This window comes from Candidatus Poriferisodalis sp. (assembly GCF_965208555.1).
GTDB lineage: Bacteria > Actinomycetota > Acidimicrobiia > Acidimicrobiales > Poriferisodalaceae > Poriferisodalis.
Map to the genome: position 1 here is coordinate 735,936 of NZ_OZ242342.1, position 24,230 is coordinate 760,165.

Here is a 24,230-nt window from a genome sequence, read left to right on the forward strand (position 1 = left end):
TCAGCCGGCAGGGCCTAGGTTCTGGCCGCGTGACGGCTGGAGAAGATCGCAACGAACCGGACACGGGTCGATCGGACAGGGAGATGCCACCGCTGCTGGCCAAGGCCATGGCGGCGAGGGAGTCGACGCGGGATGAGGCGCGGCCAGAAGCAGTGGCCCGCCAGCACGCACGAGGCCGCTGGACCGCCCGCGAGCGGATCGCCGCGCTGTTCGACCCGGACACCTTCGTCGAGTACGGCCAGCTCGCGCAGCCCCAGATCCGCTCGCTGGGCGATGGGCCGGCCGACGGCCTCGTCATGGGCGTCGGGCAGGTCGACGGCGTCTCGGTGTGCGCCTTCACCTACGACTACACCGTGATGGGCGGCAGCCAGAGCCCGACCAACCATCGCAAGGCGGACCGGATGATGGAGGTGGCCGAGCGCAACCGCTGGCCGGTCGTCTTCTGGTCAGAGGGCGCCGGGGCACGTGCCACCGAGCTGTTCTACGAAAGCGGCACGGCGACTACCTTCATCCAGCTCGCACGGCTCTCGGGCTGGGTGCCGATCGTCACGATCCTGTCGGGGCCGAGCTTTGCCGGCCAAGCCAACATCGCCGGCACCTCCGACGTGGTGATTGCAACCAGGGACTCGACCATGGGACTGTCGGGGCCGCCGCTGGTGAGGTCGGCGACTGGCGAGGACTTGACCCCCGAGGAACTCGGCCCCATGTCGCTGCATGAACGAACCGGTGCTGTCGATCTGGTGGTCGACGACGAGACAGCGGCCCTGCAGACAGCTCGCAGATACCTGTCGTACTTCACCGACGTGGCGGCTCCCCCGCCGCCGGTCGCCCACGACCAGACCCCGTTGCGCACGATGGTGCCCGAGAACCCCCGGCGCGCCTATGACGTGCGCAAGATCGTGGAGATCCTGGCCGACGAAAACTCGGTGATGGAGCTTCGCCCGCTCTTCGGGCGATGCCTGTCGACATCGCTGTGCCGTATCGAGGGGCACCGCATCGGCGTGCTGGCGAACAACCCCATGTTCGGTGCCGGTGCCATCGACTCGGAAGGCTCGGCCAAGTTCTCACGCTTCGTCGAGCTGTGCAACGCGTATGACCTGCCTCTGCTGTTCCTGTGCGACACGCCCGGCTTCATGATCGGTACGGCTGCGGAGAAGTCCGCGATCGTGCGTCACAGCGCCCGCACGCTGGTGGCGGTCAGTGCTGCCGACGTGCCGATCTTGGGCGTGATCCTGCGCAAGGCGTACGGCCTCGGCTACTACGCCATGGGCTCCGACGCTCTCGACCCCGACTTGTACGTCGGCTGGCCGACGGCCGAATTCGGCGGCATGGGCCTCGAGGGCGCGGTGAACATCGTGTACCGCGACGAGCTCGAGGCTGCGCCCGACGACGCGACCCAGCGCGAGATCCGCGATCGGCGCGTCGCCGAGTGGAAGGAGCGCAACACCGGCCTGGAGTTCGCCCGTTCGTTCCTGCTGGACGACATCATCGATCCGGCCGAGACGCGCGACCTGATCGCCCGCCTGCTGGCGACGTTCCCGGCGCCTGCACCGCGCGAGGGGCGCAAGCACCCCATCGACCCCTGGTAGCCGCCCCGGCAGCTACTGCTGTTGCTGCTGCTGTGCGGCCTGCTGCGGAGCCGAGACATCGGCCGGCGGGCTTACCGCCATTCGGGCCTGGCGCCGGATCGGCTCGGTGACCATCGAGACCGGCGCAGTGGGCTGGGCGATGATCACCTCGGCATCGACCTCGGCGTCAGCAGATCCGTTGAAGACTCCCCGCACCGGAGCGACGTCGTCGTAATCGCGCCCGTGGCCGATCACCACATGGCGTTCGCCGACCGGCCCGCCATTGGTGGGGTCGAGCGCATACCAGCCGAATCCCGGCACGGCAGCCTCGATCCACGCGTGCGTCTGCACCGAGACGGCCGCTGGCTCTGGGGCCGCATGGGAGGGGACGAACGTGTCCTCGCCGACGAACTCATTGCCGGCGACACCGGGGCGATCCGCCGCTTGGGTGTCGCCCGCAACTGCCGGGGCATCAGAATCCTCGCCGCCGTCCGGAGCTGTCTCGTCCACCGCGAACAGGTAGCCCGAGACATATCGCGCCGGGATGCCCGAGCACCGCAGCATCCCGACGGCGAGGTGGGCGAAGTCCTGGCACACCCCCCGACCGCCGTCGACCAGTTCTTCCAGCGTCACCCCGATGGACGTCGAGCCCCGTTCGTAGGTGAGCACGGTGGGGACTGCCCGCACGATCGCCAGCACGCGTTCGCTCACGTCGTCGTCGACCGAGTTGACCGCCCAATCGGTGATCTCGCCGATGAGATCGCCCCACTGCACATGCAGCGACGGGGCCAGGTACTCGATGTGCTCGTTGGCGAACTGCTGATCACCGAGCCGCTCACAGCTCACCGGCGCCGGTGCGCTGGGCGCCGGCATGGTCTCCACCGATGCCTCGGCCACCACCAGCAGATCGTCGTGGGGCCCCCGCACGCCGAGGTGGTCGACGGTGGTGCCGAAGTAGTCGCGGGTCTGCAGCACCCGGGTCGCGGGCGTCGTCGTCAGCCGGTACGACAGCACTCGCTGGCGCAGGTCGTCGCGGGGCCGCACCCGGATCTCATTCTGCGATTCCGACACGGTCTCCGCGTAGGTGAAGTGCAGCCGGTAGGCGATGTCGAGCCTCACGGCGACCCGCCGATGCCAGCACCCGGGCGAACGAAGTGCGTGTGCACCTCTGCCAGTCCTGAGCTGGCCACGGTGCTGGCATGCACATCGCTGGCCAGCTCCGCAAGCGCCGAGCCCAAGTACCCGAGCTCGGCTTCGGGTGAGGCCAGCAGCTGGTCGAGCTCGCCGTACTCGAGGTGCGCCCGCAATGCACCCGCGCGCCGCCGGGCGGTGGCCACCGCCCCCGCGGCCGCGGCGAGGTCGTCCAGGCGCTCCTCCACCCGGCCGAGGCACCACAGCACCGAGCGGGGCAGGTGCTCGTGCTGCAGGAGGAACTTCGCGACTGCATGCCACGCCGGTGAGTGGCCCAGCTCGCGCCGAGCCGCCTGCAGCGAGTGCGTGAATGCCAGCAGCCGGTTGCCGTCGAACACGTCGCTGCCGGTCCCCAGGCCCGATTTCAGCAACTCGACGGTCAGGATTGACCGCTCGAGCAGCCGGCCCGTCTCCATGAACGCGTAGCCCTCGTCGCGGCTCATCGACTCGGTCATCACGCCGCTGAGCGAGCGGCAGCCTCGCCGGGCGGTGATGACCGACATGCGCGACACTTCGCCGCCGGTCTGCTCCCGCGCTGCAGCACCGACGGACTTGGCGCTCTGCATGAGGATGTGCAGGCTGTTGGCTTCCTCCCACAGCTCCACCGGGATGCGGTCGCGCACGATGCGCAGGTTCTCCCTCACTGCCTGGACTGCCGACACCACCGATCCGGGATGCGAGTCGTCCGAGACCAGGAAGTCCATGACGGCATACGGTCCGGTGCCGACCTGGGCCGCCACAAACTCGTCCTGCAAGCCCAGCGCCTGCACCAGCCGGCGCGAGGCCAGCCGGGCCTCGGTGGCCTGGCGGTGCATGACTGCGTTGGTTTCCACGGAGACGCAGCGGGCGATGGTGTCGGCCCGCTCGAGGTAGCGGCCTGCCCACAGCAGCGAGTCGGCGTGGCGGGCCAGGATCATCGGGGCGGGCCCTGCGCTGCGGGACCGTTCGACTGCCCGGTGCCGGCGCCGTCAGCCAGCACCCAGGTGTCCTTCGAGCCGCCGCCTTGGGACGAGTTCACGATCAGCGATCCCTTGCGCATCGCCACTCTCGTCAAACCGCCCGGGAACACCTGCGTGCGCTCGCCGGTGATGACGAACGGCCGCAGGTCGATGTGGCGCGGCTCGAGCACGTCGTCGGACAGGGAGGCGAGCGTCGACAGCTCCACCACTTCCTGCACCACCCAGTTGCGCGGATCCCGCTCGATCTCGGCCCGTGCGTCGGCCAGCTCCTCATCGGTGGCGTCGCGGCCGATGACGATGCCGTAGCCGCCCGACTCGCCGACCGGCTTGATGACCAGCTCGTCGAGCCGCTCGAACGCTGCATCTCGCTGGTCGGGCTCCCACATCACGTAGGTCTCGACGTTGGGAATGATCGGCTCCTCGCCGAGGTAGTAGCGGATCAGGTCGGTCACGTAGGGATGGACGGCCTTGTCGTCGGCGACGCCGTTGCCGACCGAGTTGCAGACGGTCACGGTGCCGGCTCGCATGGCGCCGAGCAGCCCCGGCACGCCCAGCGTCGAGTCGGGCCGGAACGAGACGGGATCCAGGAAGGAGTCGTCGATGCGCCGGTAGATCACGTCCACCGGCACCAGTCCCTCGATGGTGCGCAGGTACACCACATGCTCATCCACCACGAGGTCGGGGCCCTCGACCAGCTCCACGCCCATCTCGCGGGCGAGGAACGCATGCTCGAAGTACGCCGAGTTGTAGATGCCCGGCGTGAGGATCACGATGAGCGGCTTGTCGCCCGACCCCGTCGGCGCCACCGACTCGAGTGCGGTTCGCAGCATCCTGCCGTACTGGCTCACCGGCTCGACGGTGTGGTCTTCCCAGACGAGCGGAAACGCCTTGGTCATCGCCGCCCGGTTCTCGATGACGTAGCTGATCCCGCTGGGGTTGCGCAGGTTGTCCTCGAGCACCCGGTACTGGCCTTCGGCATCGCGCACTAGGTCGATGCCGGCAATCACGCAATGCGCGTCGTGCGGCACGCTGACCCCGAACGCGTTGCGCTCGAAGCCCGCCGACGACCGCACGAGCCACTCGGGCACGACCCCGTCGGCCATCGCTGCGCCCTCGCCGGTGTAGATGTCGGCCAGGAACCTGTTGAGCGCCGTGACGCGCTGTGCGAGGCCTCGCTCGATGTCACGCCACTCTGCTGCAGCGATGAGCCGGGGGAACAGGTCCATCGGCCAGGTCCGCTCGGTGCCCTGCGAGTCGCCGTAGACGGTGAAGGTGATGCCCTGGCGGCGGAACTCCTCTTCGATGATGCCCTCGCGACGCCGCAGCTCGGCCGCGTCGAAGTTGGAGAAGCGCTTGACGATGGCCGCGTACACCGGCCGGACCGAGCCGTCGCGGTCGAACGCTTCGTCATAGGCAGGGAACTCGGCGTCGGGCTTCCGCAGTTCCGCCATGGCCCATTTGATAGCGCGTCAGCCCAGGTGGCCGCGTCATCGCGGCCTGCAAGCGCTCGCTCGGCCCCGATCATGAACAGACTCATCGCCCGTCATTATGGGCATTCATGGATACTCTCGGCGGATGGCCGCAGTCACAGAAACCACAGGACTTCTCGGCGATCCAGACGCTGAGGAGGCCATCGAGGCCGCTCTCGCTGCCATCGCGGCGCCCGGCTCGTTCTTCACCGGTGCCGAGCGGCTGGCCATGGCGGCCCACGCTCGAACCGTTCGGGGCCTGGCCGAGGCGGACGCCGACCTGCCGCCCGTCGTCGCCGACACGGCGGCCCGGGTGGCAGCCGATGCCATCGCGACCCGGCCGTCGCACATCGAGGCGTGGTGCGACGACGGTCGGGATGTCGTGGCCTACGTCGAGCTGGTGTCGGTCGTCTCCCAAGTCTGCGGCATCGACTCCTACCGCGTGGGCCTGGGCACCGACCTCGACCCGCTGCCCGATCCTGTCCCCGGCGAACCTGTACCCGAGGTGGCCGAAGGGGCGGCCAAGATGAACGCCTGGGTTCCCACCGTGGGCATCGCCCTCGCCCCAACGGCACTGTCGGCACTGCCCCGCGAGAACGCCGCCAAGGCGGCACTGGGGGCGGCTTGGTACATCACCGACAAGGTCATCCACCAGTACGACGTCGAACCGGGCCGCGAACTCACCCGACCGCAGATGGAACTCGTGGCCGCCCGGACGTCGTGGCTCAACGAGTGCTTCTTCTGACTGTTCGGCCACACCTGGATGCTCCGTGAGAGCGCCGATGCCCAAGGCCAGCCGATCAACGTGCCAGCAGTCACCCGGCCGCTGCTCGGCGCACAGCTCCCCCTCGGCGACGAACTGCTCGCCTTCGCCGATGCCATCACCCTGGGAGACTTCGACGAGCTGCCGATAGCCCGAGCCGACCTCATCGCCGCAGGGGGCGGCGGCGCGACCGTCCGGGCCGCGGCCGTCTGCGCCAACTTCGAAGCCACCAATCGCGTCGTCGACGCCGTCGGCGTGCCCGTCAACAAGCGCTTCTACGACATCGGCGCTGAACTCGGCGTCGAGGTGCCCGACCACCTCCGCTGACGCCTCAGCGTTCGACCAGCGTCTTCTCCAGCATGTCGATGGTCTCCATCGCGCCGAGGCACTGAGCGACTGACGCGTTGGGCTCACGTCCCTCGGCGATCGCCGAGATGAACTCCCGGTCCTGCAGCTCGATGCCGTCATTCGAGACGGCCACACCCGACAGGTCGATCGGGTTGTCGTACCCGTCCACCAGGTCGTCGTAGCGGGCGATGTAGGTGCCGTTGTCGCAGATGTAGCGGAAGAACGTGCCGAGCGGGCCGTTGTTGTTGAACGACAGCGACAGGGTGCACAGCGCCCCCGACGGCACGCTCATGCCGATGGTCATGTCCATGGCGATGCCCAGCTCGGGGTGCGTCGGCCCCTGCTGCGCCCAGCCGGCGGTGATCGGTTCGCCCGTCTGGTAGCCGAAGAGATCGACGGTGTGGCACGAGTGGTGCCACAGCAGGTGGTCGGTCCACGTGCGGGGCTTGCCCATGGCATTGCGGTTCTCGCGCCGGAAGAAGTAGGTCTCGACGACGAGATGCTGCAGCGTCAGGCCGCCGCGGCTGATGCGGTCGTGCACCCACTGGTGGCTCGGGTTGAAGCGGCGGGTGTGACAGACCATTGCGGTGACGCCGGTCTCCTGCTGGGTCCGCACCAGCTCTTCGCTGTCGGCGAGATTGTCGGCCATCGGTATCTCGACCAGCACGTGCTTGCCCGCCCGCATGGTCTGGACGGCTTGGGCAGCGTGCAGCTGCGTCGGGGTGGCGAGAATCGCTGCGGCGGCGTCGAGCGCAAGCGCCTCGCCTAGGTCGGTCGTCCACCGCTCGATGCCGAACTCGTCTGCGAACGCCTCAGTGTCGTCGGCGAGGCCGCCCACCAGGGCCACAACCTCGACATCGTCGATCCGCTGCAGCGCAGCGATGTGCTTGCGCCCAATGGCGCCCTCGCCAGCAAGGATGATCTTCACCGCGCTCCCCTGTTCGGCTCCCGTGCTCACTGCGGCGAGGCAGACCTTAGAGGGACACTGAGGCACCCCGGACGGTGGCACCGAGCATCATCAGAGTCATCGGGCAGAATCCGGAGTCAATAGCCTCGGGCGGCCGAGGGGACTGCATGCCGACGACACGCGACTACGACGACATCCCCGGGACCTACGTCTTCGACGGCCGGCGATCGCAGCAGGGCTACCACCTGAACATGTTCTGCATGAGCCTGAACGCCGAGTCCAACAGGGAGCGTTTCCGGGCGGGCGAGGCCGCCTACCTCGACGGCTTCGAGCTCTCGCCCGAGCAGCGCCAAGCGGTCCTCGAGCGAGATTGGCTCGGCATGCTCCGTCTTGGCGGGAACATCTACTACACGTTCAAGCTGGCGATCTTCGACGGGCTGACCATGCAAGAGGTGGGCGGTGCCATGTCGGGCGTCAGCGGCCAGGAATTCTCACAGATGATGATCGACGGCGGCCGTCCGATCGAGGGCAACCGGCGCGCCGGAGAGCCCGCAGCAGCAGCCTGTCCCGAATCAGCCGGCACAGGAAGCTCAGCATGACCACGGTCATCGGCGGCATCGGAACCTCGCACGTCCCTGCCGTCGGCGCGGCCATTGATCACGGCAAGCAGGACGAGCCCTACTGGCGCCCGTACTTCGACAAAATCCAGCCCGCCCGCGAGTGGATGGCTGCGCAACAGCCCGATGTCTGCATCGTCGTGTACAACGATCACGCCTCGGCCTTCTCGCTGCAGCTCATCCCGACCTTCGCCCTCGGCGTCGCGGCCGAGTTCCAACCCGCCGACGAGGGCTACGGCCCCCGCCAGGTGCCTTCCGTGCAGGGACATCCCGAGCTGGCGTGGCACCTCGCAGAGTCGCTCATCGGCGACGAGTTCGACATCACCATCGCCAACGAGATGGACGTCGACCACGGCCTCACGGTGCCGCTGTCTGTCATGTTTGGCCAGCCGGACGCATGGCCGTGCCGGGTCATCCCGATGTGCGTCAACGTCATCCAGTACCCGCCGCCCTCGGGCAAGCGATGCCTCAGCCTCGGGCGGGCCATCCGGCGAGCGCTCGACAGCTATGCCGGTTCCGATGCCGGCACGCTCAAGGTTGCCGTCTTTGGCACCGGCGGCATGTCGCACCAGCTCCAGGGCGAGCGGGCCGGACTTGTCAACGTGGACTTCGATCTGGCCTTCATGGACGAGCTGGTCGCCGACCCCGATGCCGGTTGCCTGCGCTCCCACACCGAGTACATCCGCGAGGCCGGGTCCGAGGGCATCGAGCTGGTGATGTGGTTCGTGATGCGCGGCGTACTCGACGACGAGGTCGACGAGGTGTTCCGCATGCATCACGTGCCCACCTCCAACACCAGCAACGGGCTGCTGATCCTGGAGAACGCCAGAGGCTGAGCCGCTCGCAGCCCTAGTGCTCGAGCGGCAATCCCACGTACTGCTCGGCGAAGGCGATCTGCGCCGGCTGCGATGTGGACAGGTGGTACAGCTCCTGCTCCTGCGCTCGCTGGTCGAAGTCGCTCATGTCGGGAAAGCGATGCAGCAGCATGGTGAGCGACCAGCTGAATCGCATGGCGCCCCACACCCGGCGCAGCGCCATGTCTGAATAGCTGTCGAGATAGCCGTCGTCGCCCCGCTGGTAGTGCTCGACGAAGGCCCGTGCCAGGTAGTGCACATCGGAGATCGCCAGATTCAGGCCCTTGGCGCCGGTCGGCGGCACGATGTGCGCTGCATCACCGGCCAGGAAAAGGCTGCCGTAGCGCATCGGCTCGGCGGCGAAGCTGCGCAGCGGAGCGATCGACTTCTCGATCGACGGACCGGTCTCGATGAGCGCCGCCTTATCCGCGGGGATGCGTGCGAGCAGCTCGGTCCAGAAGCGGTCGTCGGGCCATTCGTCGATGGTGTCGGTGAGCGGGCACTGCACGTAGTACCGGCTCAGCATCGGGTTGCGCATGCTGCATAGCGCGAAACCCCGTTCGTGGTTCGCGTACATCAGGTGCGGGAGCGGCGGCGTCTCCGACAGGATGCCGAGCCAGCCGAAGGGATAGATCTTCTCGAACTCGGTGCGCACCGAGGCCGGAATGGCCGTGCGGCTAACGCCGTGGAAGCCGTCGCAGCCGGCGACGAACTCGCAGTCGATGCGCTCGCGCACGCCGTTGGCGCTGAAGGTCACGTACGGCCGACCGGTGGGGTTGCCGATGGCCACGTCGGCTGCCTCGAAGATGATCGTGCTGCCTGCAGCTTCTGCTGCCTCGTAGAGATCCTCTTGGATGTTGGTCTGGCCGTACGCCATCATCCGGCGCCCGAGCAGCTCGTTCGAGTCGATCGACAGCATCTCCGAACCGCGCCACGCGATGTTGATGGTGTCGTGGACCTGACCCTCGCGGTCCATGCGCTCGGCCAGCCCGGCTTCCCGCAGGATCTCCACCGAACCCCATTCCAGGACGCCGGCGCGGATGCGAGCCAGGACATAGTCCCGTGACTGCTGCTCCAGCACGACATGGGAGACGCCTGCTCGGCCGAGCAGGTGCGACAGCAGCGTCCCCGCCGGGCCGGCGCCCACGATCACGACCTGTGTCTTCATCCCTGCATCTTCACCACTGCGCCCGCCGTACGACGACCATTGCCGAATTCTCCACTGGCTGCCGCCGGCGCGGACGCTCAGCCCCGCATCGCCGCCAGCCGCTGCTGCACCCCGGCGATGAACCCGTCGTAGTCCTGCGCCTTCATCTGGAACATGCCCAGTGGCTGGGGGGACGGCAGGATCAGGAATCGCTCATCCGCGAGTCCGTCCACCACCGAGTCGACCACCTCATCGACCGTCAGCGGCTCCACCATGCCCGCGCCGAAGTGATCGATCATGGGCGTATCGACGATGGTCGGGCACAGGCAGCTCACCTTGATCTGCGGGCCGTGGTTGATAGCCAGCCACTCCGCCACGCCCACCGCAGCGTGTTTGGACACCGCGTAGTTGAACGACACCGGCCCGGTGATGAGCCCTGCCCCCGAGGCCGTGACCATGAACGACCCGCCGCCCCGCTGAGTCATGTGCGGTATGACCGCGCGCGCCGCATGCACAGGACCCATGACGTTGACGGCCAAGTTGAGGTCCCAGTGCTCGAGCGGCGTGCCGAGCCCGCCGCCCACGCCGACGCCGGCATTGGCGCAGAACAGATCGATGTGGCCCATCGCCGCGATCGCCGACTCCACGAGCGCAGTGACCGACTCCTGATCGGCAACGTCACACCCCACGGCCGTGCCTCCGATGGCCTCAGCGACAGCCTGCGCCCCGTCGCCATCCAGATCGGCCACCACGACGCCGGCGCCGAGCGCCGCGAAGCGCTCGCACATTCCCTTGCCGATGCCCGACGCACCGCCGGTGACGACGATCTTGCTGCCCTCGATCTGCATGATGTTCCTCGCAATCGGCCGACCTGGTCCGTTCGGCGGAAGTTAGTGCCGCACACGGACTCAACCGATACGAAGCAGCATTCTTCTTGGTGACCGGCACACTGGCGCGCCCACGAGTCAACTGAAGTCGTAGAGCGTCGCGGGATTGGCGACCAGGATCTGGTTGCGGGTTGCTTCGTCGGGCGCGAACGCCGCCAGCGCATCGAGAAGGTCACCGTCGTCGGGCATGTGGCGGACGTTGGGATGGGGCCAGTCAGAACCCCAGAGAATCCGGTCGGGTGCCGCGGCGATGAGCGCCTGCGCGTAGGGCACCACGTCGTCATACGGCAGCGATCCGTCGGCGGTGAGCCGCTCGGCGCCTGACACCTTCACCCACGCTCGTGCGTCGCCCATCAGATCGAGCAGCGCTCCGAATGGCTCCTGATCGAGTCCGGCAGCGGCGTCCACGCGGGCCATGTGATCGATCACGTACGGGCACGGCATACGGTCGAGCATCCCTGCGTAGGTCGGGAGATCCTTCGCATCGAAGTGCAGCACGATGTGCCAGCCGAACGGCTGGACACGGTCCACCAATCGCCAGAACACGTCGAGGTCAGGCGCGCCGCCGAGGTGCGCCACGAAGTTGAAGCGGGTGCCGCGCACCCCGGCGTCGTGCAGGTCGCCGATGTCGGCCTCGCTGAACGACTCGTCGATCATGGCGACACCGGCATAGCGGCCGTTGCCCCGCACGAGCGCGTCCACCATGGCGGCGTTGTCGGTGCCATGGCAGCTGGCCTGCACGAACACGGCGCGGGACAATCCGAGGCGCTGCTGCAGCACCTCGAATTCGTCGATGCCCGAGTCGGGCGGCGTGTAGGTGGCCTCGGGAGCAAACGGGAACCTGTGTGCAGGGCCGAAGATGTGGCAGTGGGCGTCGGTTGCGTTGGCGGGTGGGGTGAACGCAGTCGGCGCGTGAGGCGAGGGGTGCGGCGGCAGGATCGTGCGTGCTGTCATGCGCCGTCGCCCGATGGGGCGCTCCTGGGATAGACGACGCCGTCGAAGAGCTTGCGAGCGGTGCGGACAATGCCCGAGCGGCCGACCGTCGGACCTTGGGGGCCGTCTTCGATCTCCACTCGAGCGGCGAAGGTGCCCGTGGGGTGCTCGATGTCGACAAGGTCGGGATCGTTTCCGGGCTGCAGAAGCTCTGCGCCGACGCCCCCCGGCAGCCGCACGGCGGTGGCGACGGTGACAGCGCCCAGCACGCCGATTGCGTCGTGGCAACGGTGCGGGATGAACGTGCGAGTGCAGATGCTGCCGCCGGCTCGAGGCGCGGACACCAGCGTCATCTTGGGCACCGTCGTGGTGCTGACGTCACCGAGCCTCATCAGCTTGCCGGCGTGCAGGCGGATGGTCTCCAGCCGCTCGGTGAAGGGCTGATTCGCTTCCAGCTCCGCCGGCGTCTCATCACCGACGATGCCCAGATCAGCGGTCCGCAGCACCACTGTGGGCATGCCGTTGTCGATGCAGGTCGCTTCGACGCCCTCGATCACGTCGCTCACCGAACCAGTCGGCAGCAGCGTCCCGCAGGACGAGCCCGCAGTGTGCTCGAAGTCGAGCCGGACTTCGGCGGCAGTGCCCGGCACGCCGGATATGGCCGTCGTCCCGTCGTAGGTCGGCCAGCCTGCGTCGAGCGGGAAGGTGGCCGTCGCGACTGAGCCGCTGTTCACCATGCGGATGCGCACCCGTGCATGTTCCCCACCGGCCGTGACCAGCCCGCGCTCGACGGCGAACTGGCCCACAGCGGCCAGCAGGTTTCCGCAGTTCTGCCGATCGCTGACCGAGGCCTCGTCCACGCCGACCTGCAGGAACAGGTACTCCACGTCAACATCGGAATCGGCCGACGGCGAGACCACCGCCACCTTGGATGTCAGCGGATGCGCGCCGCCGATCCCGTCGATCTGGCGCGGATCGGGCGAGCCCATGACCCGTGCGAGCAGCGCGTCCCGTTCGTCAGCATCATCGGGCAGCTCATCGGCTACGAAGTACGCGCCTTTGGAGGTGCCGCCCCGCATCACCATGCAGCGGATGCCCGGGGTCATCTGGCGGCTTCAGTCTCGGCGCTCGATGCGCGGAGGAACGCCGGCTTCGAGCACCACCTTGTCGAGGTCTCGGGCCACCAGCAGATCGCCTGTGTAGCCGCCCTCCCGGATCGGGCTCTCGAAATCGTGTTCGGAGACGGCAGCGCCGGGCCGCTGCAATGGTCCCGAGGCTGCCGCCGGGGCCGGTATGAGGTGGGTGAGCACGAGGGTCGGCATGCCCAGCTCGGCCGCTTGGGGCCCGATCAGGCGCGTGTCGGCGTGGTAGTCGAGGATGAAGTGGCGAATCGGTGGCCCTTGCTCCACCTGCGGGAACAGCATCGCCTCGTAGACGAGCACGTCGGCGCCTGCCGCCAGCTCTGCCACTTCGTCGCAGACCAGCGTGTCGCCGGTGATGACCACATCGCCGTCGGGGGTCGAGACGCGATAGCCGACTGCGGGGAAGACCGGCTCGTGGCGCACCTGCCCGGCGCTCACTGCCACGTCACCCGAGCGCCACACCTCGGTGGGCGATTCGGGCACCTCGAACGCCGTCAGCTCCATCTCGACCGTCCTGGAACGGCGGGAGTGCTCGGCACGCACGGCGAGGTCGTGCCGCCATGGGTGCAGCATCTCGCTCACGTAGTCCTCTGCCGGTCCGGCCGGCACCACGATCTGGATGGGGGTGAAGTCGTCGCCGCGCGCCATCACCCAGTGGCTCAGCACGAGATCGGCCAGACCAGTCAGGTGGTCGCTGTGATGATGCGTGGCGAAGACGGCGGTGAGCTGCAGATTCCACATGCCCACCGCAGCCAACCGCTGCACGGTGGAGCGACCGGCATCGAACTGCAGCGCCAGGTCGCCAGAGCGCACCAGCACCCCAGGCCCAGCACGGTCGGCGTCAGGGACCGGCGAACCCGTGCCGGTGATGATGACCTCGGTAGTCATGGACGCGCCCCGCCTCGACGCCGCATGCCTAGTCGACCCACTTCACGCCGAGATCGGCCAGCTTCTGGCGCAGCCCGTACATGTCCAGCCCCAGCTCACCGGCCTGCAGCCGGGCCCGACTGTCCTGCTCATTGGCGAGCCGGGCGTTGGACTGCTCGAGCGCCCAGGCGGCTTCGCTGCGGGGCACCGCCACCACGCCGTCATCGTCGGCGCAGATGACATCGCCCGGCTCGATGATGACGCCGTTGATGCTGATGGGCACGTTCACCGAGCCGGGGGTGTTCTTGACCGTGCCCTCGCAGGACACGTGACGGGACCAGGCCGCGAAGCCCATCGCTCGAAGGTCCAGGGTGTCGCGGACCCCTGCGTCCATCACCAAGCCCACGACGCCGCGTGCCATGAGCGACGATGCCAGCAGGTCGCCGAACATGCCGTGCGTGGACGGCGCCGTGTTGGTGACAACCAGCAGGTCGCCGGGCTGGCAGACCTCCACAGCGGCGTGGATCATGATGTTGTCGCCGGGATGCGAGAGCACGGTGACCGCGGACCCGCCGACCTTGGTGCCCTGCTGGATGGGTCGCAGATCGGGGCCGAGATAGCCGCGGCGCCCGATGGCTTCGTGAACGGTGGCGGTGCCGGCGTCGCCCAGGCCTGCGATGACCTCGCTGTCGGCCCGCTCGATAGTGCGCTTCACGATGTGTCGGGCCGCCATCATCCCTCCCGGTCTGCCGCCGCTGCGGCGCTCTTCTGGGCTTCCAGGGCCCCAGCCAGGCGCGGGTACACCCGCAGGGCATTCTCGCTGAAGATCATGCGGCGGGCATCTTCGCTGATGTCTGCGGCGTCGATGTAGCGCTTGGTGTCGTCGTAGTTGAAGCCGGTCGTCGGGTCGATGCCCTGCACCGCACCCACCATCTCCGAGGCGAACAGGATGTTCTGCGGCGGGATCACCTCGACCAGCGTGTCAATGCCGGGCTGGTGGTACACGCAGGTGTCGAAGTACACGTTTCCCAGCAGCGACTCGTCGAGGGGCCGCAGGCCCATGTCCTGGGCCATGCCCCGGAACCGACCCCAGTGGTAGGGCACCGCTCCCCCGCCATGGGGGATCACGAACCTCAGCCCGGGATGATCGGCGAACAGGTCGCTCATCATCATCTGCACGAACGCCGTGGTGTCGGCGCCCAGGTAGTGCGAGCTGGTGGCGTGGAAGTTCGGGTTGCAGGTGCCGCTGACGTGGATCATCCCGGGTACGTCCAGCTCAGACATAGCGTCCCACAGCGGCCACCAGTACTGATCGTTCAACGGCGGGCCAGTCCAGTACCCGCCGGATGGGTCGGGGCTGACGTTGCAGCCGATGAAACCCATCTCGGTGACGCACCGACGCAGTTCCCGTACCGAGCTGTCGATCGGCGCGCCGGGCGATTGCGGGAGCTGGCAGACCGGCACGAAGTTGGCCGGGAACAGGTCGCAGACCCGGCGGATGAGGTCGTTGCAGTGCTCTGACCAGAACCGCGACGTGTGCTCGTTGCCCTCGTGGTGGCCCATCCACGACGCCCGCGGCGAGAAGATCGTCAGGTCTGAGCCGCGCTCGCGCTGTAGGCGAAGCTGGTGCTGCTCGATGCTGTCGCGGATCTCGTCGTCGCTGATGTCGAGCACGCCCTTGGCGCCGACATGTTCCGGATCTGCCTGAAGCGCAGACCGCTGCGCGTCGCGGTACTCGCCGAGCTGCGGCGGGGCCGTGGTGTAGTGGCCGTGGCAGTCGATGATCACTGCGGCCTCCCCGGACTGATGCCAGCGACCCTCACTGCCGCTGGCCGTCGGAGGCGACCATATTCGCCGACTCCCGGCAACACGTCCAACGGATGCGGCATGCTGTGCGCGATCTCATTCCGCTGAAGGGCTGTGACGATGACGAGTGCGAACGGCGTTGCCACCGCCGTGATCGAGGCAAACGGGCTGCGCTTCACCGCGGACGTGGCAGGTCCCGACGACGGTGCGGCCGTCCTGCTGCTGCACGGTTTCCCGCAGACCCGCCACACCTGGCGTGCCGAACTGGCGGCACTCGCCGACGCCGGGTACCGAGCTTGCGCCCCTGATCAGCGCGGTTACTCCGAGGGTGCACGCCCGGACGGCATCGCCGACTACCGGGTCGAGCTGCTGATGGCCGACGCACTGGGCATTGTCGACAGCTTGGGCGCAGATCGATTTCACATCGTCGGGCACGATTGGGGCGGCGCGCTGGCGTGGTTCATCGCAGCGCATCACGCCGAGCGGGTCAGGTCGCTGAGCGTCATCTCGCGGCCCCATCCGGCCGCGTTCATGGCCGCCATGCGGGACGACCCTGATCAGCCGCACCGCTCCCGCCATCACCCGGCATTCCAGCGTCCCGAGGCAACCGACGCGCTGCTGGTCGACAATGCCGGCGCACTGCGGCGTGCGATGGCTCGCAACGCGGTTCCGGACGCCGACATCGACGCCTACCTGGCAGCGCTCAGCAGCCACGAGGCACTCGATGCTGCCGTCAACTGGTACCGGGCAATGGGTCAGTCGAGCATCCAGTCCAGCAGCACGCCGGCGATCAGCGTGCCGACGATGTTCGTGTGGGGCAACGAGGACGCCACCGTCGGCCGCATGGCAGCCGAGAACACCGCGGACTACGTGACCGGCCCGTACCAGTTCGCCGAACTGCCGGGCGTGAACCACTTCGTCACCGACGAGGCGCCGGGCGTATTCACCGAGCTGTTGCTCGCCCACCTCGCGCAGCACGGCTGATCCTGCGCGTTTCCGCCGGCACCGGCGACGTGGGCGATACTGGACTCGAACCAGTGACCTCTGCCGTGTGAAGGCAGCGCTCTAACCATCTGAGCCAATCGCCCGCGGGCCGACGATGATAGGCGTTGCCGGAGCCGGCGGGCGCTCGGCCTTCGCAGGGGGAAAGCCCAGTGAGCACAGACTCGTACCACACCGCACCGGATCGGCTGGCTCCGCCGCCTCCTGGGTGCCCGGTGCACGAGAGCTGGTCGCCGCTCAGCGAGGAGTACCTGGCCGATCCGTACCCCATCGCTGCACGGCTGCGCGAGGACCACCCGGTCTTCTACGCCGCCGAGATGGGCCACGTCGTGGTGACGCGCATGGCCGACATCGAGGCGGTGTTCATGGATCCCGACACGTATGCCTCGTCCAACGTGCAGGACCCGATCTTCCCCCTGGCGCCCGAGGCAGCAGACGTGCTGTCGGCAGCCGACTACGACCCCCAGGCTGTCATGTCGAACCGTGCCGAGCCCGATCACGGGCGCATCCGGGTCCACACCCGGGCCGGTTTCTCGGTGCGGCGCTTGCGGACGCTCGAGGACTACATGCGCTCGCGGGCCACCGAGTTGATCGACGAGATGCTGGCCGGACCGGCCCCGGCCGAGTACGTGAAGGCGGTGGCGTTCCCGCTTCCAGCGGAGATCGTGTTCCGCTTCATCGGGTTCCCGGCCGACGACGACCTCATGCTCAAGTCGTGGTGCGTGAACCGCAAGGCGTTCGCCTGGGGCAAGCCCACGGCCGCCGAGCAAGCCCACATGGCCGAGGGAATGCTGGCCTACTGGCGCTACTGCCGGGAGTTCGTGGCCGAACGCCACCGCAACCGCACCGACGACTTCTGCTCGGAACTGCTCGACGCGCACGATGCCGACCCGGATCCCGAAGGCGGCAGTGGTCTCAGCTACCGCGAGGTGGAGTCGATCATCTACGGGATCTCGTTCGCCGGTCACGACCCGGTCACGAACCTGCTGTGCAACACGCTGCGGTGCCTGCTGCCGCGGCGCGACCAGTGGGACGCCCTGTGCGCCGACCCCTCGCTCATCCCCACAGCGGTGGAGGAGACCCTGCGGTTCGACTCCAGCCAGGTGGCCTGGCGCCGCGTCACCACCCGAGACACCGAACTCGCCGGGATGCACCTGCCGAAGGGAACGCGGGTGTTCCTGAACTTCGCAGCGGCAAACCGGGAGCCCTGCGCGTTCGCCGACACCGAGCAGTACGACGTCGACGACTACGACTTCACCCGGCCCGACCCGCATCGCCACATCAGTTTCGGCAAGGGCATCCACTTCTGCCTGGGGGCCAACCTGGCGCGTATGGAGGCCCGGATCGCCCTCGAGATCCTGACTCAGGTGGTGCCGTCGCTGCGGCTGCCGCCGCAGGACTACCAGACGTTCCCCAACATCACCTTCCGGGGCCCCGAGGAGCTCTGGCTGGATTGGGACTGAGCAGCCCGGCGGCCGTCCCGCCGATCAACCCGTCAGCCCGACCACACCTGCGCAGGCACGTGGACCGTGCCGGACATGATCTTGCGGGCAGTGCGGGTGACCCCGCCTGAGACGATCCGCACGCCATCGCCTGCGTGCTCGATGGCCAGCGCGACCGCGAGCGAGCCGCTCCGGTGCTCGATCTGCACGTCGATCAGCTCGGCACCATCGGCAACCTCGCCGTCATCGCCTCCGTGGGCGCGCCCGGCCGGCGGAGTGGCCAGCGATGCCGCCACGGCACCGGGAACCACGCACGCCGATGCCACGCAGATGCCGCCCGATACCGCGTGGGCAGGGTGGCATTGGGTGGGCGTGAAGTAGCGAGAGGTGATCGTGCCGCCGTCTCGGGCGGCCGACAGCAAGCCGAACTTGGGCACCACGCTGCGGGACACGTCGCCGAGGCCCATGCGCTGGCCGGCTTCGCGGCGGATGGCTTCCATCGCGGCCATGAATCCGGCGTCGGCTTCGAGCTCGGCGGGGGTCTCGTGACCCGACTTGCCCAGATCGGCAGCTCGCACCATCACCATCGGCATGGCCACGTCGATGAGCGTGGCCTCGACGTCGACGCCGCCGGCGCTGATTGCCTCGCTTGCGCAACCGGTCGGCAGCATCGAGCCGGTCACTGCACCCTCGATGCCGCGGAACCGCAATTCCACGGGTGCCGCCGTGCCGTCGACGCCGTCGATCTCGCAGTCGCCGTCATAGGTCAGCTCGCCGCCGGGGGTGCAGCAGACCACGTCGATGAAACTGTCAGTGTTGACGTTGCGCACCACCAGCGAGGTGGTCGGATCCCCTGCGCGGACCAGCCCATGCTCGATGGCGAACGGGCCGACGCCGACCAGCATGTTCCCGCAGGTGGGCTTGGTGTCCACCGTGCCCCAGACCGGGTCGACCTGGGCGAACAGGTAGTCCACGTCGGCATCGGGATGCGACGACGGTCCCACCACGGCCACCTTGCTAGTCACTGTCGTGCCGCCGCCCAGCCCGTCGATCTGGCGACCCGTCGGGCTGCCCATGACCGCGGCCAGCACGGCATCGCGCTGCGCCGGATCGCCGGGCAGGTCCTGAGCGGCGAAGAACGGCCCCCGTGACGTGCCGCCCCGCATCAGCACGCACGGAATCGCTCGCTGCCCAGTGGTCACCGTCTCAGCCTGCCACCCCTAGGGCAGCAGTCGACCGGCAACAGCCGGTGTGCTCGATTGTTCGTGAACGTCGCTCAGCCGACGGCGGGGATGCCGGCCATCGCCTCGGCGATGGCTTCATCGCTCAGGTCCACATCGGAGAGGGCACCCGAGAGGTACGCCTCATAGGCCGGCAGGTCCAGGTGGCCGTGGCCGCACATGGCGGTCAAAATCGTGCGCTCGGTGCCGGCCTGCTTCGCCGCTTCGGCCTCGCGCAGCGCGGCGGCCAGGGCATGCGTGGGCTCGGGCGCCGGCACGATGCCCTCGTTGCGTGCGAACTGGATCGCCGCCGCGAAGCACTCCTCCTGCGGGATGGCCAGCGCCTCCACGAGACCGAGCTCGTAGATGTGCGACAGCAGCGGCGACATGCCGTGATAACGCAACCCTCCGGCGTGGATCGGCTGCGGGATGAAGCTGTGCCCCAACGTGTGCATCTTCAGCAGCGGCGTCATCATGCCGTGATCGCCGAAGTCGTAGCGGTACTCGCCCCGGGTGAACGTGGGGCAGGCAGCCGGCTCGATGCAGCGAATGGTCGGGTCCATCCGGCCAGCCAGCTTCTCGCGCAGGAACGGCAGCGCCAGCCCGGCGAAGTTCGAGCCGCCGCCGGTGCAGCCCACGATCACATCGGGCGTCTCGCCCACCTTCGCGAGCTGCAGCAGCGCTTCCTCGCCGATGACCGTCTGGTGCATGAGCACGTGGTTCAGCACACTGCCGAGCGAATAGCGGGCGTTCGGGTCAGCGGCCGCTGTGGCAACCGCCTCCGAGATCGCCACGCCCAACGAGCCGGGATGATCTGGATCCTCTGCCAGCAGCGAGCGTCCGTACTCGGTTGCCTCCGACGGGCTGGAGTGCACCCGGGCGCCCCAGATCTCCATCATCGTCTTGCGGTAGGGCTTCTGGCGGTACGAGGCCGCCACCTGCCACACCTCGCACTCGATGCCGTACTGCGCCGTCGCGAACGCCAGCGCCGAGCCCCACTGCCCCGCACCTGTCTCGGTGGTGAGCTTGGTGACGCCCTCGGTGTGGTTGTAGAAGGCCTGCGGCACGGCGGTATTCGGCTTGTGCGAGCCTGCCGGGCTGACGCCCTCGTACTTGAAGTAGATCTTGGCGGGCGTGTCGAGCGCAGCTTCGAGCCGGCGGGCCCGGTACAGCGGGCTCGGCCGCCACAGCCGGTACACGTCCAGCACGCCGCCAGGGATGTCGATGTAGGACTCGCCGCTGACCTCCTGCAGGATCAGCCCCATCGGGAACAGCGGGGCGAGGTCATCGGGCCCGATCGGCTCGAGCGTGCCCGGATGCAAGGGCGGCGGAGGCGGTGCCGGAAGATCCGGCACGACGTTGTACCACTGGGTGGGCATCTCGGATTCGTCCAGAACGACCTTGGTCGGGCCGTCGCTGCGGTCAGTGCTCATGGCGTGTTCCTTCCCGTCCGCCTGCCAATCGTGCGGCCTGCGACCGCGTGCGCGCGGACTGTACCCGCAAGCTGAGAATCGTCTGGCCCCCAGCGCCCATACTGGGCACTCCCGCATTTCCGCGAACAACAAGGCGGCGTGACATGAAGCTTGCAACCGGAGTCGGCTACTGGGCGGCTGGTCCGCCGCCGGATGCGTTGGAGACGCTGCAGCTCGCCGAGCAGCTCGGCTTTCACTCGTTCTGGACCGCTGAGGCCTACGGCTCGGACGCCCTGACGCCGCTGGCGTGGTGGGGCAGCCACACCGAACGCATCGGCCTCGGCACCGGGATCATCCAGATCTCCGCACGCACGCCAGCCGCAGTCGGCATGGCGGCGATCACGATGGACCACCTCAGCGGCGGCCGCTTCATCCTGGGCCTCGGCGTCAGCGGCCCCCAGGTGGTCGAAGGCTGGTACGGCCAGCCCTATCCCCGCCCGCTGGCCCGCACCCGGGAGTACATCGAGATCGTCCGAGCCATCCTCGAGCGCGACAAGCCCGTCAGCTTCAGCGGCGACCACTACCAGATGCCCTACCCGGGCGGCATGGGCCTCGGCAAGCCGCTCAAGTCCACCGTGCACCCGCTGCGAGCCGATGTGCCCATCTACCTAGGCGCCGAGGGACCCCGCAACGTGGCCCTCGCAGCCGAGCTGTGCGAAGGCTGGCTGCCGCTGTTCTTCGCCCCCAAGGACAACCAGTTCTACGTGGATGCGCTGAACGCCGGCTTCGCGGCCGCAGGCAAGCCGCTGATCGGCGACGACGGCCGCATCCCCGCAGATGCCGACTTCGAGGTGGTGTGCCCGATGAGCGTCGTGCCCGACGACGACATCGAGCGCGCCGCAAACCGGATCCGCCCGATGCTGGCGCTGTACATGGGCGGGATGGGCGCCCGCGACGCCAACTTCCACTACGACGTCTTCTGCCGGATGGGCTACCAGCACATCGCAGACGAGGTGCAGGACATGTACCTCACCGGCCACAAGCAGGAAGCTGCCGGGACCATCCCCATCGAGCTGGTCGAGGAAGTCGCGCTCATCGGCCCGATGGACAAGATCGCGGCAGACCTGCGGCGCTGGGACGACACGGTGGTGACGGTGCTGCAGCTCTCAGGCCCGCCGACGCTGCTCGCGGCCATGGCCGAACTGGTCGCCAACTGAGCGGGTGCAACAGTCCAGGGCACTGAACAGCACGCGGCGCTGATCGAAAGGCAGTCGAACATGGACCTGACAGGAAAGCTGGCCGTTGTCACCGGTGGTTCCGGCGACATCGGGCGCGCCATATGCGAAGCGCTGGCCGCGGCCGGCGCCGACGTGATCGTGACCTACGTGGGTGACCTCGAGCGCGCGAATACGAGTGCTGATCTGGTGCGCGCGGCCGGCCGTGCTGCCGATGTGCTGCAGCTCGATCAACGCGACGAGGCCTCCATCGACGACGCCGCGGCGGTCGTGGCTGAAGGGGGCCGCTGCGACGTGCTGGTCAACAACGCCGCGTGGAACATCGGCATCCCGTTTCGCAACCTCGAAACGCTGGACTCGGCCACGTGGGATCGTGTGCAGGAGACCAACCTGCGGGGGCCGTACCTGCTGACCCGGGCACTGGCGGAGCTGCTGCAGGCCGACGGCGGCGGCCGGGTCGTGAACATCGCCTCGGTCGGCGGGTTGTTCCCCGGCTCTAGCAGCATCGCCTACAGCTGCTCGAAAGCGGCACTCATCCACCTCACCCACTGCCTGGCCGTGGCAATGTCCCCGGGGGTCACCGTCAACTGCGTGGCACCGGGACTGGTGGAAGGCACCCGCATGGCGGCGCGCCTGCCCGACGAGATCTCCGAAGGAGCTCGCCGAGGCGCGTTGCTCGGCCAGGTGGGCAGCCCGATCGACATCGCCAACGCCACCGTGATGCTGTGCGAGGCCGAGTCCATCACCGGCCAGACCGTGGTGGTGGACGGCGGCAACCCGGCAGCCATGAACTTCGGCTGAGCCGATCCGAACATCCCCAGCCACACCTCTTCGCCACACCATCGACGGGAATTCGCCATGACCGCTCGCGCAAACGGCGCTGCATCGCAGCCCAATGTGCTGTTCATCATCACCGACCAGCAGCGGGCCGATCACACCGGCTTCGGCGGCAACGAAGTCGTCCGCACGCCCAACCTCGACGCGCTCGCAGCGCGGGGGATGGTGTTCGACAACGCCTGGGTGGCGAACCCGGTCTGCATGCCCAACCGCTCCACGATCATGACGGGGCGCATGCCCAGCGCTCACGGCGTGGTCTTCAACGACCGGTCGCTGGAGCCCGGCGCCAACACCCACGTCCGCCAGTTCCGCCAGGCGGGCTACCGCACAGCGCTCATCGGCAAGTCCCACCTGCAGCACGGCATGTCCCGCAATGCAGTGTTCCCGTCCGGCCTGTCCGAACCCGCCATCGATGACTATTGGCCTTCAGGCTGGGACACGCTGGAGCACGCCGAGCGCTACCTCGACAGTGCGCCGGAGTTTCCCGACAGCTTCTACGGGTTCTCCCAGGTCGAGCTGTCCATCGACCACGGCGCACGTGTCAGCGGCCACCACCTGCTGTGGGCGCTGGACCGGGGCGGACGGCTCGAAGATCTCATGGTGCCCATGACCGCGGAGTCGCCCGCCCGGCGGCGATCGGATCGCTGGTGGCAGATCTACCAACCGCCCTACGGCCCCGAGTTCCATTCCACGACATTTGTGACCGAGCGGACCGTCGCCTTCATCGAAGACTCCGCCAGCCGGGCCCAGCCGTGGCTGGCGTGGGCCTCATACCCAGACCCGCACCACCCCATGTCTCCTCCGGGCGAGTGGTTCGATCGCCACAGCCCCGATGACATGGACCTGCCGTCCAGCGTCGACGACCCGCTGGACGGAGCCCCCCGCTACGTGCAGGCCATCAGCCGGCTCCACCCGGCCAGCCAGCGTCACTGGGTGACGCCCTGCGGGGTGGCCGGCGACCGGCAGATGCTGCGAGAAGCGACAGCCGCCACCTACGGCATGATCGAGATGATCGACGACGGCATTGGCCAGATCCTGGCTGCCCTCGACCGGCTCGGCCAGGCAGACAACACGATCATCGTGTTCACCAGCGACCACGGCGACATGATGGGCGACCACGGGCTGATGCTGAAGGGCTTCCTGCACTACCGCGGCACGCTCGCGGTGCCATACGTGATCGTCGACCCCCGCCGTTCGCCGGGTCGCACCGAATCGCTGGCCGGCAGCATCGACCTCGGCCCCACGCTGATGGACCTGGCCGCGGTGCCCTCCTACGAGGGCATCGGGGGCAGAAGCCTCGTGCCGGTGCTGGACGACCCGTCGGCAACCGTGCGCGACGAGGTGCTCATCGAGGACGACTTCCCGGGAGCGCTGTCCATGAAGGTGCTGACGCCGGTCAAGACCCGCACGCTGGTCACCTCAGACCTGCGGCTGACCCGGCACAGCGACGGCGCCGAGCAGCTGTTCGACACTGCGGGCGACCCGAGCGAGATCGCTCCCCTCGGCCGCAGCGACCCGGCCCGGCGAGCCGAGATGTACGAGCGACTGGCCGCCGCCATGATGGAAGCCGACGACATCGCACGCGGCATGCCCGTGAGCACCGCCTGAGCGGTCTGCGTAGCCT

23 protein-coding genes and 1 tRNA gene are annotated in these 24,230 nt (G+C 68.3%); 10 read left to right on the forward strand and 14 right to left on the reverse strand.

Features of this window, described 5'->3' with window-relative positions; all coding sequences use genetic code 11:
* Nucleotides 1-29: 29 nt before the first annotated feature.
* A complete protein-coding gene (locus ACOGXE_RS03425) occupies nucleotides 30-1,589 on the forward strand; it encodes an acyl-CoA carboxylase subunit beta (RefSeq protein WP_419932550.1) in 1,560 nt (519 codons plus the stop codon).
* 12 nt (nucleotides 1,590-1,601) lie between these two features.
* Here the strand turns inward: ACOGXE_RS03425 and ACOGXE_RS03430 are convergent, their stop codons facing one another.
* Genes ACOGXE_RS03430 through ACOGXE_RS03440 form a run of 3 tightly spaced genes read right to left on the reverse strand, consistent with a single transcriptional unit; the run spans nucleotide 1,602 to nucleotide 5,169 of the window.
* Nucleotides 1,602-2,687 (reverse strand): transglutaminase family protein, encoded by a 1,086-nt coding sequence (locus tag ACOGXE_RS03430; RefSeq protein ID WP_419932551.1) that lies wholly within the window; start codon nucleotides 2,685-2,687, stop codon nucleotides 1,602-1,604.
* On the reverse strand, nucleotides 2,684-3,676 hold the full coding sequence (locus ACOGXE_RS03435) for an alpha-E domain-containing protein (RefSeq protein ID WP_419932552.1): 993 nt from the start codon (nucleotides 3,674-3,676) through the stop codon (nucleotides 2,684-2,686). Before ACOGXE_RS03435 ends, ACOGXE_RS03430 begins: the two co-directional genes overlap by 4 nt.
* Nucleotides 3,673-5,169, reverse strand: coding sequence for a circularly permuted type 2 ATP-grasp protein (locus tag ACOGXE_RS03440; RefSeq protein WP_419932553.1), 1,497 nt, complete (start codon nucleotides 5,167-5,169; stop codon nucleotides 3,673-3,675). Before ACOGXE_RS03440 ends, ACOGXE_RS03435 begins: the two co-directional genes overlap by 4 nt.
* Nucleotides 5,170-5,293: 124 nt before the next feature.
* Here ACOGXE_RS03440 and ACOGXE_RS03445 point away from each other — a divergent pair, with 124 nt between their 5' ends.
* Nucleotides 5,294-5,932, forward strand: a complete 639-nt coding sequence (locus tag ACOGXE_RS03445; protein ID WP_419932554.1) for a hypothetical protein — start codon at nucleotides 5,294-5,296, stop codon at nucleotides 5,930-5,932.
* 18 nt (nucleotides 5,933-5,950) lie between these two features.
* Complete coding sequence (locus ACOGXE_RS03450) at nucleotides 5,951-6,277, forward strand: hypothetical protein (RefSeq protein WP_419932555.1); 327 nt, start codon at nucleotides 5,951-5,953, stop codon at nucleotides 6,275-6,277.
* A gap of 4 nt (nucleotides 6,278-6,281) precedes the next feature.
* Here the strand turns inward: ACOGXE_RS03450 and ACOGXE_RS03455 are convergent, their stop codons facing one another.
* A complete protein-coding gene (locus ACOGXE_RS03455; RefSeq protein ID WP_419932556.1) occupies nucleotides 6,282-7,226 on the reverse strand; it encodes a Gfo/Idh/MocA family oxidoreductase in 945 nt (314 codons plus the stop codon).
* Nucleotides 7,227-7,372: 146 nt separating this feature from the next.
* Between ACOGXE_RS03455 and ligA the strand changes: the two genes are divergently transcribed.
* Both ligA and ACOGXE_RS03465 read left to right on the forward strand, forming a co-directional pair.
* Entirely contained in the window at nucleotides 7,373-7,804 is a 432-nt protein-coding gene (gene ligA / locus ACOGXE_RS03460) for a protocatechuate 4,5-dioxygenase subunit alpha (RefSeq protein ID WP_419932557.1), read from the forward strand.
* Nucleotides 7,801-8,658: a class III extradiol dioxygenase subunit beta gene (locus tag ACOGXE_RS03465; RefSeq protein WP_419932558.1), complete on the forward strand. Its 858-nt coding sequence runs from the start codon at nucleotides 7,801-7,803 to the stop codon at nucleotides 8,656-8,658. Before ligA ends, ACOGXE_RS03465 begins: the two co-directional genes overlap by 4 nt.
* A gap of 13 nt (nucleotides 8,659-8,671) precedes the next feature.
* Here the strand turns inward: ACOGXE_RS03465 and pobA are convergent, their stop codons facing one another.
* The 7 genes from pobA to ACOGXE_RS03500 all read right to left on the reverse strand — a co-directional run bounded on the left by pobA (nucleotide 8,672) and on the right by ACOGXE_RS03500 (nucleotide 15,440).
* Nucleotides 8,672-9,844 carry a 4-hydroxybenzoate 3-monooxygenase gene (gene pobA / locus ACOGXE_RS03470; RefSeq protein WP_419932560.1) on the reverse strand — a complete coding sequence of 391 codons (1,173 nt, stop codon included), beginning with the start codon at nucleotides 9,842-9,844 and terminating at the stop codon, nucleotides 8,672-8,674.
* Between the two features lie 77 nt (nucleotides 9,845-9,921).
* Nucleotides 9,922-10,671, reverse strand: a complete 750-nt coding sequence (locus ACOGXE_RS03475) for an SDR family oxidoreductase (protein ID WP_419932561.1) — start codon at nucleotides 10,669-10,671, stop codon at nucleotides 9,922-9,924.
* A 117-nt stretch (nucleotides 10,672-10,788) separates the two neighbouring features.
* The gene (locus ACOGXE_RS03480) at nucleotides 10,789-11,664 is read right to left on the reverse strand and encodes an amidohydrolase family protein (protein WP_419865328.1); all 876 of its coding nucleotides are present in this window, start codon (nucleotides 11,662-11,664) and stop codon (nucleotides 10,789-10,791) included.
* Nucleotides 11,661-12,749, reverse strand: coding sequence for a 4-oxalomesaconate tautomerase (locus ACOGXE_RS03485; RefSeq protein WP_419932562.1), 1,089 nt, complete (start codon nucleotides 12,747-12,749; stop codon nucleotides 11,661-11,663). Before ACOGXE_RS03485 ends, ACOGXE_RS03480 begins: the two co-directional genes overlap by 4 nt.
* A 9-nt stretch (nucleotides 12,750-12,758) precedes the next feature.
* Nucleotides 12,759-13,673, reverse strand: coding sequence for an MBL fold metallo-hydrolase (locus tag ACOGXE_RS03490; protein WP_419932563.1), 915 nt, complete (start codon nucleotides 13,671-13,673; stop codon nucleotides 12,759-12,761).
* A gap of 28 nt (nucleotides 13,674-13,701) precedes the next feature.
* Nucleotides 13,702-14,385 carry a 4-carboxy-4-hydroxy-2-oxoadipate aldolase/oxaloacetate decarboxylase gene (locus ACOGXE_RS03495; protein ID WP_419865331.1) on the reverse strand — a complete coding sequence of 228 codons (684 nt, stop codon included), beginning with the start codon at nucleotides 14,383-14,385 and terminating at the stop codon, nucleotides 13,702-13,704.
* Nucleotides 14,385-15,440, reverse strand: coding sequence for an amidohydrolase family protein (locus ACOGXE_RS03500; protein ID WP_419932564.1), 1,056 nt, complete (start codon nucleotides 15,438-15,440; stop codon nucleotides 14,385-14,387). The genes ACOGXE_RS03495 and ACOGXE_RS03500 overlap by 1 nt, the downstream gene beginning before the upstream one ends.
* 138 nt (nucleotides 15,441-15,578) lie before the next feature.
* Between ACOGXE_RS03500 and ACOGXE_RS03505 the strand changes: the two genes are divergently transcribed.
* Nucleotides 15,579-16,442, forward strand: coding sequence for an alpha/beta fold hydrolase (locus ACOGXE_RS03505; protein WP_419932565.1), 864 nt, complete (start codon nucleotides 15,579-15,581; stop codon nucleotides 16,440-16,442).
* A 30-nt stretch (nucleotides 16,443-16,472) separates the two neighbouring features.
* Here ACOGXE_RS03505 and ACOGXE_RS03510 read toward each other — a convergent pair.
* Nucleotides 16,473-16,546: transfer RNA gene (locus ACOGXE_RS03510), tRNA-Val, on the reverse strand.
* A gap of 66 nt (nucleotides 16,547-16,612) precedes the next feature.
* Between ACOGXE_RS03510 and ACOGXE_RS03515 the strand changes: the two genes are divergently transcribed.
* The gene (locus ACOGXE_RS03515) at nucleotides 16,613-17,923 is read left to right on the forward strand and encodes a cytochrome P450 (RefSeq protein WP_419932566.1); all 1,311 of its coding nucleotides are present in this window, start codon (nucleotides 16,613-16,615) and stop codon (nucleotides 17,921-17,923) included.
* Nucleotides 17,924-17,955: 32 nt separating this feature from the next.
* On the opposite strand, the gene ACOGXE_RS03520 is transcribed toward ACOGXE_RS03515, so the two are convergent.
* The gene (locus ACOGXE_RS03520) at nucleotides 17,956-19,104 is read right to left on the reverse strand and encodes a 4-oxalomesaconate tautomerase (protein WP_419932567.1); all 1,149 of its coding nucleotides are present in this window, start codon (nucleotides 19,102-19,104) and stop codon (nucleotides 17,956-17,958) included.
* A 74-nt stretch (nucleotides 19,105-19,178) separates the two neighbouring features.
* On the reverse strand, nucleotides 19,179-20,555 hold the full coding sequence (locus ACOGXE_RS03525) for a TrpB-like pyridoxal phosphate-dependent enzyme (RefSeq protein ID WP_419932568.1): 1,377 nt from the start codon (nucleotides 20,553-20,555) through the stop codon (nucleotides 19,179-19,181).
* Between the two features lie 143 nt (nucleotides 20,556-20,698).
* Between ACOGXE_RS03525 and ACOGXE_RS03530 the strand changes: the two genes are divergently transcribed.
* From ACOGXE_RS03530 to ACOGXE_RS03540, 3 genes are read left to right on the forward strand one after another with little or no spacing between them, the layout of a single operon-like run.
* A complete protein-coding gene (locus ACOGXE_RS03530; RefSeq protein ID WP_419865344.1) occupies nucleotides 20,699-21,751 on the forward strand; it encodes an LLM class F420-dependent oxidoreductase in 1,053 nt (350 codons plus the stop codon).
* 60 nt (nucleotides 21,752-21,811) lie between these two features.
* On the forward strand, nucleotides 21,812-22,570 hold the full coding sequence (locus tag ACOGXE_RS03535) for an SDR family NAD(P)-dependent oxidoreductase (RefSeq protein WP_419932569.1): 759 nt from the start codon (nucleotides 21,812-21,814) through the stop codon (nucleotides 22,568-22,570).
* 57 nt (nucleotides 22,571-22,627) lie between these two features.
* Nucleotides 22,628-24,214, forward strand: coding sequence for a sulfatase (locus ACOGXE_RS03540; RefSeq protein WP_419932570.1), 1,587 nt, complete (start codon nucleotides 22,628-22,630; stop codon nucleotides 24,212-24,214).
* Nucleotides 24,215-24,230: the final 16 nt, after the last annotated feature.

Bases quoted from the DNA above. Each gene is read 5' to 3' on its own strand.
- ACOGXE_RS03435 (WP_419932552.1), bottom strand. From the start codon at position 3,676: ATGATCCTGGCCCGCCACGCCGACTCGCTGCTGTGGGCAGGCCGCTAC.
- ACOGXE_RS03440 (WP_419932553.1), bottom strand. From the start codon at position 5,169: ATGGCGGAACTGCGGAAGCCCGACGCCGAGTTCCCTGCCTATGACGAA.
- ACOGXE_RS03445 (WP_419932554.1), top strand. From the start codon at position 5,294: ATGGCCGCAGTCACAGAAACCACAGGACTTCTCGGCGATCCAGACGCT.
- ACOGXE_RS03450 (WP_419932555.1), top strand. From the start codon at position 5,951: ATGCTCCGTGAGAGCGCCGATGCCCAAGGCCAGCCGATCAACGTGCCA.
- ligA (WP_419932557.1), top strand. From the start codon at position 7,373: ATGCCGACGACACGCGACTACGACGACATCCCCGGGACCTACGTCTTC.
- ACOGXE_RS03465 (WP_419932558.1), top strand. From the start codon at position 7,801: ATGACCACGGTCATCGGCGGCATCGGAACCTCGCACGTCCCTGCCGTC.
- pobA (WP_419932560.1), bottom strand. From the start codon at position 9,844: ATGAAGACACAGGTCGTGATCGTGGGCGCCGGCCCGGCGGGGACGCTG.
- ACOGXE_RS03475 (WP_419932561.1), bottom strand. From the start codon at position 10,671: ATGCAGATCGAGGGCAGCAAGATCGTCGTCACCGGCGGTGCGTCGGGC.
- ACOGXE_RS03480 (WP_419865328.1), bottom strand. From the start codon at position 11,664: ATGACAGCACGCACGATCCTGCCGCCGCACCCCTCGCCTCACGCGCCG.
- ACOGXE_RS03485 (WP_419932562.1), bottom strand. From the start codon at position 12,749: ATGACCCCGGGCATCCGCTGCATGGTGATGCGGGGCGGCACCTCCAAA.
- ACOGXE_RS03490 (WP_419932563.1), bottom strand. From the start codon at position 13,673: ATGACTACCGAGGTCATCATCACCGGCACGGGTTCGCCGGTCCCTGAC.
- ACOGXE_RS03495 (WP_419865331.1), bottom strand. From the start codon at position 14,385: ATGGCGGCCCGACACATCGTGAAGCGCACTATCGAGCGGGCCGACAGC.
- ACOGXE_RS03505 (WP_419932565.1), top strand. From the start codon at position 15,579: ATGACGAGTGCGAACGGCGTTGCCACCGCCGTGATCGAGGCAAACGGG.
- ACOGXE_RS03525 (WP_419932568.1), bottom strand. From the start codon at position 20,555: ATGAGCACTGACCGCAGCGACGGCCCGACCAAGGTCGTTCTGGACGAA.
- ACOGXE_RS03530 (WP_419865344.1), top strand. From the start codon at position 20,699: ATGAAGCTTGCAACCGGAGTCGGCTACTGGGCGGCTGGTCCGCCGCCG.
- ACOGXE_RS03535 (WP_419932569.1), top strand. From the start codon at position 21,812: ATGGACCTGACAGGAAAGCTGGCCGTTGTCACCGGTGGTTCCGGCGAC.
- ACOGXE_RS03540 (WP_419932570.1), top strand. From the start codon at position 22,628: ATGACCGCTCGCGCAAACGGCGCTGCATCGCAGCCCAATGTGCTGTTC.